The 11,621-nt window shown below is 68.0% G+C and carries 8 protein-coding genes; 3 read left to right on the forward strand and 5 right to left on the reverse strand.

Translation table 11 applies throughout. The annotated features are described in order from the left end of the window. The first annotated feature begins 123 nt into the window (after positions 1–123). Entirely contained in the window at positions 124–1,197 is a 1,074-nt protein-coding gene (locus ACGFI6_RS32155) for a LacI family DNA-binding transcriptional regulator (RefSeq protein ID WP_393125247.1), read from the forward strand. Continuing rightward, positions 1,194–4,610, forward strand: a complete 3,417-nt coding sequence (locus ACGFI6_RS32160; RefSeq protein ID WP_393125249.1) for a sugar-binding protein — start codon at positions 1,194–1,196, stop codon at positions 4,608–4,610. The genes ACGFI6_RS32155 and ACGFI6_RS32160 overlap by 4 nt, the downstream gene beginning before the upstream one ends. Here ACGFI6_RS32160 and ACGFI6_RS32165 read toward each other — a convergent pair. From ACGFI6_RS32165 to ACGFI6_RS32175, 3 genes are read right to left on the reverse strand one after another with little or no spacing between them, the layout of a single operon-like run. Beyond that, positions 4,604–5,071 carry a hypothetical protein gene (locus ACGFI6_RS32165; RefSeq protein ID WP_393125252.1) on the reverse strand — a complete coding sequence of 156 codons (468 nt, stop codon included), beginning with the start codon at positions 5,069–5,071 and terminating at the stop codon, positions 4,604–4,606. The genes ACGFI6_RS32160 and ACGFI6_RS32165 overlap by 7 nt on opposite strands. Then, complete coding sequence (locus tag ACGFI6_RS32170; RefSeq protein ID WP_393125254.1) at positions 5,061–6,230, reverse strand: MFS transporter; 1,170 nt, start codon at positions 6,228–6,230, stop codon at positions 5,061–5,063. Before ACGFI6_RS32170 ends, ACGFI6_RS32165 begins: the two co-directional genes overlap by 11 nt. Before the next feature lie 26 nt (positions 6,231–6,256). Continuing rightward, positions 6,257–6,901, reverse strand: a complete 645-nt coding sequence (locus ACGFI6_RS32175; protein ID WP_393125256.1) for a GntR family transcriptional regulator — start codon at positions 6,899–6,901, stop codon at positions 6,257–6,259. An 81-nt stretch (positions 6,902–6,982) separates the two neighbouring features. On the opposite strand from ACGFI6_RS32175, the gene ACGFI6_RS32180 reads away from it, so the two are divergent. Continuing rightward, complete coding sequence (locus ACGFI6_RS32180; RefSeq protein WP_393125258.1) at positions 6,983–7,549, forward strand: GNAT family N-acetyltransferase; 567 nt, start codon at positions 6,983–6,985, stop codon at positions 7,547–7,549. Here the strand turns inward: ACGFI6_RS32180 and ACGFI6_RS32185 are convergent. Both ACGFI6_RS32185 and ligA read right to left on the reverse strand, forming a co-directional pair. Further along, a complete protein-coding gene (locus ACGFI6_RS32185) occupies positions 7,546–9,144 on the reverse strand; it encodes a DHA2 family efflux MFS transporter permease subunit (protein WP_393125260.1) in 1,599 nt (532 codons plus the stop codon). The genes ACGFI6_RS32180 and ACGFI6_RS32185 overlap by 4 nt on opposite strands. Positions 9,145–9,204: 60 nt before the next feature. Beyond that, entirely contained in the window at positions 9,205–11,199 is a 1,995-nt protein-coding gene (gene ligA, locus ACGFI6_RS32190) for an NAD-dependent DNA ligase LigA (RefSeq protein WP_393125262.1), read from the reverse strand. Between the last annotated feature and the right edge of the window lie 422 nt (positions 11,200–11,621).

The raw sequence follows: 11,621 nt of genomic DNA on the forward strand, positions 1-11,621 counted from the left end.
CCACGGCGATGGTTAGCGTTAAAAGTCTTGAAGGACGACGACGTCTTGACTTGCGGATTGCGGCTCAGTAGCTTGCTCACACGGCTTTTAACGTTAATATCTGCCGCCGAGAGGAGATGGGTCGTGGAGCGGGAGTCACAGGCGGTCGGGCGCGGCCCGGTGCCGCACGGGCACGTCACGTTGGCTCAGGTGGCACGGCGTGCGGGGGTTTCGGCGCAGTCGGTGTCGAATGCTCTGAACAACCCGGACCGGCTCGCTGCGGAGACCCGGAAGCGGATCCTGGCGGCCGTCGAGGAGCTCGGGTACGAGCCGAACCTCTCCGCGCGGGCCCTCCGGATCCGCAGCTCGTCGCTGATCGCATTCAAGATGCGGCCGGCCCGGCCCGACAAGGCGTCCATGCTGATGGACGACTTCCTCTACGTACTGAACGCGTCCGCGGTGGAGGCCGGCTACCACCTGATCCTCTGTCACGCCGAGGACGGCCCTGCCGGCGAGATCAAGGCATACCGGGATCTGCTGAAGAAGACGTCCATCGACGCGTTCGTACTGGCCGAGACGCACCGCAACGACGATCGGGTCGCCGCGCTGCGCTCGTGGGGCGTGCCGTTCGCGTCGTTCGGGCGTTCGTGGGACGGCGATGCGGACGTGGCGTGGGTCGACGTCGACGGACGGGCCGGGCTGCGTGCCGCAACCGCGCACGTCGCAGCCCAGGGGCATACCCGGATCGGCCACATCGGCTGGCCCAAGGACTCCGAGCTCGGCCAGGACCGCCGCGAGGGCTGGCTCGACGCCTGCCGCGAGCGTGGTCTCGACACGGACCTCGAGGCAGCCGTCGCCGACTCGCTCGAGAACGGTCGCCAGGCCGCACACCGCATGCTCGACGCGCCACGCCCCGCCACCGCTCTCGTCTGTACGTCCGACACGCTCGCACTCGGTGTCATGCGCGCGCTTCACGAGCGCGGGATGCGACCAGGCGTCGACGTCGCGATCACGGGGTACGACGACTCGCCGACGGCCGCCCTGGTGAGTCCGGGACTGACCACCTTGCGGCAGCCGATCGACGAGGTCGGACGGCAACTGGTCGCGGCCGTCGACAACCTGATGGCCGGCGACCCCCGCAACCCGCAGCACGTACTGCTCGAACCAGAACTGATCGTCCGCGACTCCAGCCTTCCAGGCCGAAGGGACACAAGATGAGGCACGGAACCGGATTGCTCGCGGCGGTCGCCGCCGGAGCTCTCGTGGTGACCGCAGTGATCTCCACCGCAGCAGCGCCGGCCGCCGCCCCGCCGGCCGACCCGTTCGTGGTCAACGTCGAGAACCTCCCGGGTGGCCGCGGAACAGCCGGCGCCATGGACCTCTCGGCGTACGGCGACCTGGACTGGGTGCACGTGACCGGTACGGGGATCGACCGGAAGGCCGGCGTGCCGCAGGCGCTGGCTGTCGACGACCTGAATCCTGACGGTGGGCGTACGACGCTTGACGACAGCCCTGTTGCGTTCTCGTGGGACGGCGGAGCGGGCGGTGTGACCACGGGAGGTGTCTACAACTACGACACCACGACCGTAGGGGACACGACCGCGCACGACGCCGGATACCGGATCACAGTGCCGGCAGCGGACTCACCGCGACGCCTGGTGTTCGTGGGTGGGATCTGGCAGGCGACCGGCGCGGTGACCGTCAGCGGGAGCGACGGGCGCGGCGTCTACACGACACAGATCAATGCCAGCGGCACGGCGGCCGTGAAGCGCTACACCGTGACCATCCGGCCGGGGGAGGGCGTCGTCGTCACGGGAAGGTTCGCGAGCAAGCTCCAAGCCGCCGGTAACCTGTCTTTGATGGCTGCTGCACTCTCGACGACCGGGGCCGACTCGGGCTTCTCAGCGACCGCTGCGCCGGTCTCGATGAGCCTGACGGCCGACGGCACGACGGACTGGATGCACCTCGACGGATCGACGATCAACCGTCGCGCCGGCGTACCCGACTCGACTCCGCGGCTCGCGGTCACGAACCGGCAGGCCGGTGGCACGATCGGCGCGCAGAACGACAACGCGGTCAGCTATTCCTGGACGAACGGCACGCCGACCGCGTCCGAGGCGGGAACCCGGCACGGCGGGATCTTCTTCGCCAACGGTGCGAACACCGGCGTCGACCTCACCGATCCGTACGGGTACGACCTGACGGTCCCGGCGGCAGCTGAGCGCCGTACGCTGCGCTTCACGTCCGGCGTGTGGCGGTCCGCGGCCACGATCTCCGTCTACCTGAACGGCTCCGCGACTCCGGCGTACGTCAACACCGACTTGGTCAGCAGCGATCCGTCGGTGACGAAGCTCTTCGAACTGAATCTCGCGGCCGGCGACGAGGCCCGGGTCAGCGCGCAACTGACTCGCAAGACGGATGCCTCAGGCAACGTTACGCTCGCGGGCGTGGCGCTGGCCGGAACCGAGTCCGACGGGTACCGGCAGCTGACGCAGAACGTCATCGATCAGGCCGCGGCCGCCGATGTGTACGCGGCGAGCGAGTCGGCGCAACGTCAGCTGGACAACGAGATCGCGTCGGCGAAGGCGATCCTCGCGGACGCGAGTGTTCAGCGCGACGACCTGCGGCTCGCGTACACGTTCACCAGGGCGGCTCTCGACGAGGCGGTGTCGTCGGCGGCGAATGCGCAGTACAGCTACGTGACCAATCCCGGGCTGACGTCATCGTTCGGCTGGGAGGGCGACCTGAACGCGCCGATCGCGTTCATCGACGGCAGTTACCGGCTGCGCAGCCGGGGTGACGCGATGGTGACGTTCGGCGTGCCGAACATCCCGGGCAAGATCAAGTGGTCGAACGCGGAGGGGTACCTCCCGGCCTTCATCAGTGAGTACGCGAAGGACGGCCTGCAGATCAAGGTGGAGAACTTCTCCGACCTGGCCGTTGTCAACGGCAACCGTTTCGAGGTTGCGTATTCGCGGATGACGGTCAAGAACACGACGGCATCGGAGGCCCGGTTGCCGCGGGTCTCCGGCCTGCTGACGCCGCTCAACGACGCCGGTACGACGATCGGCGCCGGCAAGACGGTCGTCCGTGACTACGCCGTCGCCGCGGACCGCTTCGACGGTACGTACGACTGGCCGATCGTCGACCAGTTGAAGCAGCTCGGTGGGTTCGACGAGCACTACGGTCACATGCGCCAGTACTGGAACAACCGGCTGGCGGCGATCGCGAACATCACCGAACTGCCCGACAAACGATTGATCAACGCGTACAAGGCGGGCTACATCTACACGCTGATCATCCGTGACGACATCAACGGTACGAAGGAACTGCACGTCGGTGAGAACGGGTACGACGAGATGTTCGACCACGACACGATCGGTATCGTGTCGACGCTGCTCACCATCGGCGACTTCACCTACGCCAAGGACTACCTGACGTCGCTGCCGGCCCAACTGCAGTACGACGACGCGAAGTGGAAGTACTCGTGGCCGTACGCGCTCTATCTGCAGCGCACCGGCGACAAGGACTTCATCCGCAGCCGGTTCGAGACGATCAAGAAGAACACGCACACGGTCGAGACCGATCGCATCGACGGTGGCAAGGGCATCATCAAGGCGACCGACGCGATCGACTCGCACGGGTACTGGACGATCGACAACTGGGCGGCGCTGACCGGCCTCACGACGTACCGCTATCTGGCGACGGCGCTCGGCGAGACCGGTGAGGCGGCGTGGGCGAAGGCGCAGTACGACGACCTGCTCAAGGTGGCGACCGATCGGATCAACCAGACGATGCGGGAGTTCAACCTGGACTACATCCCGATCTCGATGGTCGAGCCGAACGAGACCGGTCCGCGGAAGGATCCGCGGGACGCGAACTGGGCGTCGATGTTCCTGTTCGGGCGGTGGGCGTGGGACGGGTACCTGTTCGGCGCGGAGCAGACCGGGACGATGTTCGACAAGATCGACGCGACCTACACGCACGGGTTCGATCGGCGTAAGGACGTCTCGGACACGATCTACAACTTCGGCGGGTACCCGCACGGGTACTTCTCGAGTGCGTACAACGCCGGCTACGGGAGCGCAGCGCTGCGTGGTGAGCAGTACCGCGACCTTGGCATCAAGGCGTACCAGTTCATGATCGACCAGAGCATGAGCGGGCCATACGGCTGGTGGGAGGGCGTCGACTACCCGAGCGCGACGTCGCCGTGGGACATCGATCATGCGCGCGGTGGTGGCGGTTCGAACCAGCACATGTGGGGCCAGTCGACGGCGACCAAGGTGCTGTTCGACTCGCTGATCGCGGAGAAGGCCGACGGTACGGTCATCATCGGGCGCGGCGTGCCGGACGAGTGGCTGCGCGGGAACGGGAAGAAGATCGGGTTGGACAGCTACCCGACCACGAACGGCGGGCGGCTCGGCTACCAGCTGACCACCGCGGGCAAGACCGTGACGATCCAGTTCAGCGGCGACACGAGACGGCCGACCGGCTACAGCATCGAGCTGCCTGCGTTGCGCAACAACATCGCGAACGTCTCGGTGCACTCGGCAACCATCAACCAGGCCGCCGGCACCATCCACCTACCGCAGGGCACGAGCCGCGTGACGATCGTCCTCAAACATCAGTGAGGCCAGAGGAGCTCGATGAGATGGTCGTTCGGCTCGAGGTCCCAGTCTGGGCTGGTGTAGTAGGTCCACCGGGGCTCACCGTCGAGCACGAGTCCCTCCTGCTGAGCGTACTGCCGCAGGTGCTGCTTCACCGCAGCACCTGCGGTGAGGTGGATGTCGTCGCGATAGACGACCGAGAGCGCCTCCGTGGCAGGAAGGGTCAGCGCCTCGATCGCCTCCGTTGACTCGCCGAGACGGTCCACCGGAACCACTGCCTCACCAGGCACGAGACCGTCGGCGGTGAGTTCGCCGAGACAGACGTAGACCGCGCCCGCTCTCGTGAGTCCTTGACGATCGACCTCCGCGTTGACGTCCCGGAAGGCCGCCCCGGCGCCGGATTCCGGGTCTGTGGGGTTCCACAGCCCTCGGCTTCGGAGGACGGGTTGCTCGTGCAGGCTGCGATGTACTACTTCAGGTGTCATGTTGACTGAACTTACTCACCAGGAGAGTGCAGGTGAGGGCTGTTAGGGCGACTGTGGTGAGCATTGTGGGGAGGGGGAACCAGTGGGCCAGGAACGCCAGTAGGGCTGGGAGTAGGAAGCCTATGTACGCGAGGGCGTAGTAGATGCCGGTGAGGGCGCTGAGGTGCTCTGGCGGTGTCATGCGTTGTACTTCGAGGAGGCCGGACACTACTGCGATGCCGTAGGCCGCTCCCAGTACCAGGGCGACCGGTACGGCGAGCCATGGGCGGCGTACGACGGCGGTGAGGGCTGCGAGTGCCATGCCGATTGTCATGAGGCCCATCGAGACCACGACGGCGCGTGCACTGGAGTGGTGGTCGAGGCAGCGCGCCAGGGGTTGGACGAGTACGCCGGTGACGAGGGTGGCGACTGTGAGGGCGGACGTGAACAGCAACGCCCAGCGCCCCAGTGCACCGTCGACGACCTGCGGGACGATCGCATACGCGACACCGGCGGACCCGAAGACCCACGGCGCCATCGGCAGTACGACCCTGAAGAAGCGGCGCGGTACACGCAGGCGGACGCGACCGTCGTACCGGCTTGACTCGGCCGGCGTGGTGAGGACAAGCCGGATCGCGGGGGCGCAGAGCGCGAGGTGGACGACGTACGGCCAGACCAGAGCGGGCGTGGTCCATTCGGCGAGGATGCCCGCAGACGCGGGTCCTGCGGCGAATCCGATGGTGAGCAGGACAGCCGAACGCCTGGCGCCCGTGCCGGACGGGGACAGTTCGGTGACCCACGCCGTACCGACCGCCATCGCAATGCCGACCGCGACACCTGACAGCGCGCGTCCGGCGAACAGGGCGGGATAGCCGACGACATCGCCCAGTCCGAGGAGCGCGCTGCCCAGGAACGACGAGCCGAGTCCGATCAGCATCAACGGCCGGCGTCCGAAGCGGTCCGAGAGCACTGAGGCGATCAGCAGCCCTGGTACGAGACCGACGACGTATGCGCCGAGAAAGACGTCGACGTCGAGCTGGGAGAATCCACCGTGGTCGCGGTACACGCTCAGCAGCGGCGTGAACTGGTTGCCACCCCACCCGATCACCAGCATCGCGAGCCCCGCCGGCCACCACGCACGAGTCGACGCCCGATCCAGCGTCGCAGTCGTCGCACCCATCGCGCCCGTCCCAGATGGCGCAGCGGTCACCGGGCGCCGCCGAGCAATGCCGCGTGCGTCGCGCTCAGGTGTGCAGTCAGCGACTTGTCGAAGCCGTCCGCGTCGCCGCTGTCCACAAGCTCGGCAAGTCGGCGATGCTCGGCGACCAACGTACCGAGGTGCTCCGTCCGCGTACCGATCGAGCTGAGCGCCATCCGCCGCTGCCGATCCGCGAGCGTCTCGTAGAACCGGATCGACAGCGCGTTCCCGCTCGCCGCCACGATCGCGCTGTGGAACTGCTCGTCCGCCACGACGAACCCAGGTACGTCGCCGGCCGCGGCAAGTGTCTGTTGTGTCTCGAGGAGCCCGGCGAGCGTCGTGCGTAGAGCAGGCCGGTCGGCTCCGGACGCAAGCCGACGCACGGCCGCACTCTCCAGCGCCCGCCGTACCTCGAGAACGTCGGTCGCCTCACCCGGCTCGACCGGTACGACGACCGCTCCGCGCCGCGGCACCATCCTCAGCAGGCCCTCCGCCTGGAGGCGCAGGAACGCCTCGTGCACCGGCGTACGGCTGATGCCGAGCGGCGTCCCGACCTCGACCTCGCTCAACAGGTCCCCGCCGCGTACGTCGCCGGTGAGGATGCCTTCCTTGAGCACCAGATACGCCCGCTCCGCCGCCGCAATCTCGGTCACGAGCATCAAGCATACAAGCTTGCATGCAAGCGAATTGTCCGGACCCACCGCTACGGTCGGCGGTAGACGACGGGAGGACCGATGAGCGACGGCTACGCGGTGCGGATGCTGACGGAGGAGACCTGGCCTGCCTTCGCCGAGTTGGCGGAGGCGAACAACGGGGTCTGGGGCGGCTGCTGGTGCATGGGGTTTCACGTCAAGCTCGGCAAGGACCGTACCGCTGAGCAGAACCGGGCAGACAAGGAAGAGCGGGTGCGCGCCGGGAGTACGCACAACGCACTGGTGTTCGACGGCGACCGCTGCCTGGGCTGGTGTCAGTTCGGCTCGCCCGAGGAGGTGCCGTTGATCAAGAGCCGTCGGTTGTACGACAAGGAGCTGGTCGCGCTGCCGGACTGGCGGATCACCTGCTTCTTCACCGGCAAGGGGCTGCGCGGGCGCGGTGTCGCGGATGCCGCGCTCGGCGGGGCGCTCGCCGAGATCGCCAAGCTTGGTGGGGGAGTCGTCGAGGGGTATCCCGAGGAGACCGACGACCGCAAGGTGTCGGGCTCGTTCCTGCACACCGGTCCGATGGCCGCGTTCGAGCGCTACGGGTTCACTCGTACGCGACCGATCTCACCGCACCGCTGGGTGGTGACGCTGACGGTCTAGTCGACAGCGGCTTGTTGTTCGGCGATCTGTTCCTGCTCGCGTTTGCGGGGCAGCATCACGGCCGGTACGAGCGTGAGCAACACCAGCGCCCACGCGACCCAGTAGGTGTGCGCGAACGACGAGGCAGCATCCACGAGGCCGCGTCCGACCGCGGCGGGGTCGAGGTGCAGCTGGGTGATGTTCTCCGGGCGGGTGTTGGACAGGATGGCGGCCTGCGTCTCGCGCAGACCACCGCCGAGGCCCGGCACGTTCTGGGTGCCGGGGATGATCGGCGAGTCGTTGAGGTGGTTGGTGAGGATCACCGACATGGTCGCGACACCACACGACGAAGCGATCTGCTGGGTGATGTTCAGCAGGGTCGACCCGCGGGCCACCTGCGGTCCGGACAACGTCCGCAGCGCCGACGTGAACAGGGGCATCATCGTGCCGCCCATCCCGAGCCCCATCACCACGAGCATCGCGATGATCACTCCGTACGACGTGGTCGCGGAGATCTGCGTCAGCCCGAACATGCCGATCACGATCAGCGCGATCCCGAACGGCACGATCCGCCCGATCGGGACCTTGTCGACCAGGCGTCCGGCGATCGGCATCGTCAGCATCGCGCCGAGGCCCTGCGGCGCGACCAGGAGGCCGGCGTGCAGTGTGGACTCGCCACGGATCTGCTGGAAGTACGTCGGCACGAGCAGCAGCCCGCCGAAGAACGCCGCGCCGAACAGGAACATCGTGATGATCGAGATCGTCAGGTTGCGGTTCCGGAACAGCCGCAGGTCGAGCAGCGGATGCTCGGGCCGGAACGAGTGCCAGACGAACGCCAGCATCAGCAGGACCCCGAGCAGGACCGAGACCCAGACCCGAGGGGCGCCGAAGTCACCGTTCTTGGCGGGCAGCGACGAGACGCCGAACAGGAACAGCGCGAGCCCGGGGGACATCAGCGCCACGCCGAGCAGGTCGAGGGACTCCGAGCGGTGCGCGGTGTCCTTGGCGAGCGCGAACCGGGCGTAGACCAGCGCGATCACGCCGAGCGGCACGTTGATCAGGAAGATCCAGTGCCAGCTCGCGACCTGGATCAGCCAGCCGCCGAGGATCGGGCCCAGGATCGGCCCGAGCAGCATCGGTACGCCGAGGATCGCCATCAGCCGGCCCATCCGGTGCGGCCCGGCGGCGCGGGTCATGATCGTCATGCCGAGCGGCATCAGCATGCCGCCGCCGAGGCCCTGCAGGACGCGGAACACGATCAGCATGTCGATGCTGGTCGCGGTCGCGCAGAGCGCGGAGCCGGCCGTGAACAGGAAGATCGCGGTCATGTAGAGCCGCTTGGTCCCGAACCGGTCCGCAGCCCAGCCGGTCAGCGGGATCACGGTCGCGAGCGCCAGCGTGTACGCCGTGACGGTCCAGGCGACCGTGGAGTACGCGATCGGGCTCTGCGGCGTACCGAACTCGTCCTGGAACGTCGGCAGTGCGACGTTGACGACCGTGATGTCGAGGATCGACATGATCGCCCCCAGCACCACGACGCCGGCGATCTTCAGTACGGCCGCGTCGATGTTGTCGGGATACTCCGGACTGTCCGGCTGGGTCGCGGACTGGCTCACGATGGTCCCCCCTCGGGCACGCTGCTCGTCTCAACCCAGAGCGTACGCCGCCGATCTCGATCAGCGGAGCAGATCCGCGGACTGCAGTTGCTGCCAGATCTCGGACTGGTCGACGACGGTGACGCCGAGCTTGTCCGCCTTGGTGAGCTTGGACGCGCCGACGTCCGCGCCGGTGATCAGCAGGTCGGTGCTCGCCGAGACCGACGAGGCGATCGTTGCCCCGGCCTTCTCACACAGTCGCTGGAAGGCGGGCCGGGCAACCTTCTCCCCGGACCGTGGGTCGCTGATCGCGCCGGTGACCACCACCGTCTTGCCGGCCAGCGGGGCGCCGGCGGCAACGACCGGTGGCAGGTCTTCCTCGCGTACGTCGAGTGACACTCCGGCTGCACGGAGTCGTTCCAGCTCGGGCTGCAGACGGGTCAGGTGCTCGATCAGCGAGGCGGCGACCTTCGGGCCGATGTCCTCGACTGCGACCAGGCCGTCCACACCCGCGTCGGCGACCGCCTCGAGCGACTCGAAACCGGCCCGGCACAGGCGCGCCGCCGTGCCTTCGGACGCCATCGGGATCGCGAGGCCGATCAGCGCGCGGCGCAGGCCGACCTGCCGGCTGGTGTCGATCGACTCGATCATCCGGGCGGCCGACACCTCGCCGATCCGATCGAACTCGAGCAGCCGCTCGGCCGTCAGGTGGTAGAAGTCCGACGGGCTCTCCAGGATGCCGGCCTCGGCGAGGCGTTCGATCCAGACGCCACCGATCGCGTCGATGTCCGCTGCCGCGCGGGACGCCCAGTGGATGAGGCGCCGTACGGTCTGGGCCGGGCAGGACACGTTCGTGCAGAAGAGTTCACGGCTGTTGCCCTGCTCGATCAGCGGCTGCTCGCACGACGGGCAGACGGTCGGCGGCACGATGTCCCGCTCGGCGCCGGTGCGCTTCGACGCGTCGAGGACGCCGGCCACGAACGGGATCACGTCACCGGCGCGGCGAACCAGCACCGTGTCGCCGATCTTGATGTCGCGGGCGCGGATGACCTCCTGGTTCGCGAGCGTGGCGCGGGTGACCGTCGTACCGCCGACGAACACCGGCTCGAGCCACGCGACCGGGGCGACCTTACCGATCTTGCCGACGTCCCACACGACGTCCGCGAGCAGGGTCGTCTTCTCCTCGGCGGCGAACTTGTACGCCAGGGCACCGCGGGGCGAACTGGATCGCGTCCCCGCGGCGGCGAACGCGTCCCGATCGGCGAGCCGCAGTACGGCACCGTCCAGGTCGTAGTCGAGCTCGTTGCGCTGCTGCTCGATCGCGGAGATCGCCGTCTGCGCCGCGGCCGCGTCGGCGCAGTGCCGCATGTCCGCGACCGTGAAGCCCATCGTCTGCAGGGCGCGCTCGAGGTCGGCGTCGGTGCTCTCGCGGTCGGTCAGCAGGTCGAACGCGAGGAACTGGAGCCGTCGCTCGGCGACGGTGGCCGCGTCCTTCGCCCGGAGCGTGCCGGCGGCCGCGTTCCGCGGGTTGATCAGCGGCTTGTCGGGGTGCGCGGAGTTGTACGCCGTGAAGGTCGAGCGCAGCATCACGGCCTCACCACGTACCTCGATCCGGTCCGGTACGTCGAGGCGGGCGGGGACGCCGTCCGCGAGCGCACGTACCAGGGGAGTGACGTCGTCGCCGGTCGTACCGTCACCACGGGTGACCGCGCGGGCGAGCTGCCCGTTCTCGTAGACGAGCGCGAGCGAGAGGCCGTCCAGCTTCGGCATCACGACCACCGACTGCCCCGGGAAGCGCGCGAAGAACGCCTCGACCTGCTCGGGGCGGGTCGCCTTCTCCAGCGAGAGCATCGGGCGCGAGTGCCGCACCGGGGCATGCAGGACCGTCGGCGCGCCGACCTGGTCCAGCGGGTTCGGATCCGGAGCCAGCTCCGGATTGCTCTCGATCAGCCCCCGCAGCTCGTCCTCGACCGCGTCGTACTCCGCATCGGCCACCACCGGAGACCCCCGGTAGTAGGCGTCCCGCAGTACGACGATCCGATCAGCAAGCTCCTGAATACGCTCCCCAACATCCACCCCGAGACCTTATCGGTCGCCGCCGACAGATCAGCGCACTCCGCTGCCCGATGTGAGAGAGCGGACGATCGTCCCGTCCCGTCCCGTCCCGTCCCGTCCCGTCCCGTCCCGGGCCCGCCCACCCCAGCCCCGCGCCCGCACCCGCCCCATCTGCTGGGCAGGCCAGTCAATTTGATGGGTCTGCCAGTCAAATGGGGGGTTCCGCACCGGTATCCACGGTGGACAACCCCGCCTTTGGCTGGCAGACCCATCAAATTGTGTCGCACTCGGGTAGGTACGCGATCGACGGAATGGCGGCTACATCGAGACCGAGGACGTGACCTTCGGGAGCCAGAGGGCGTCGCTGACGAACATCTCTGGTGACCCGGAGAGAAATGAGCTCGGGGCGCATTCGCCTGATGCAGGCACGCGCTATGCCCCTC

Origin of the sequence: Kribbella sp. NPDC048928, from assembly GCF_043197975.1 — a bacterium.
Lineage (GTDB): Bacteria > Actinomycetota > Actinomycetes > Propionibacteriales > Kribbellaceae > Kribbella.

What these genes read in the sequence shown, in the direction of transcription:
- ACGFI6_RS32160 (WP_393125249.1), top strand. Translation starts at nt 1,194, where the DNA reads ATGAGGCACGGAACCGGATTGCTCGCGGCGGTCGCCGCCGGAGCTCTC.
- ACGFI6_RS32165 (WP_393125252.1), bottom strand. Translation starts at nt 5,071, where the DNA reads ATGACACCTGAAGTAGTACATCGCAGCCTGCACGAGCAACCCGTCCTC.
- ACGFI6_RS32170 (WP_393125254.1), bottom strand. Translation starts at nt 6,230, where the DNA reads ATGGGTGCGACGACTGCGACGCTGGATCGGGCGTCGACTCGTGCGTGG.
- ACGFI6_RS32180 (WP_393125258.1), top strand. Translation starts at nt 6,983, where the DNA reads ATGAGCGACGGCTACGCGGTGCGGATGCTGACGGAGGAGACCTGGCCT.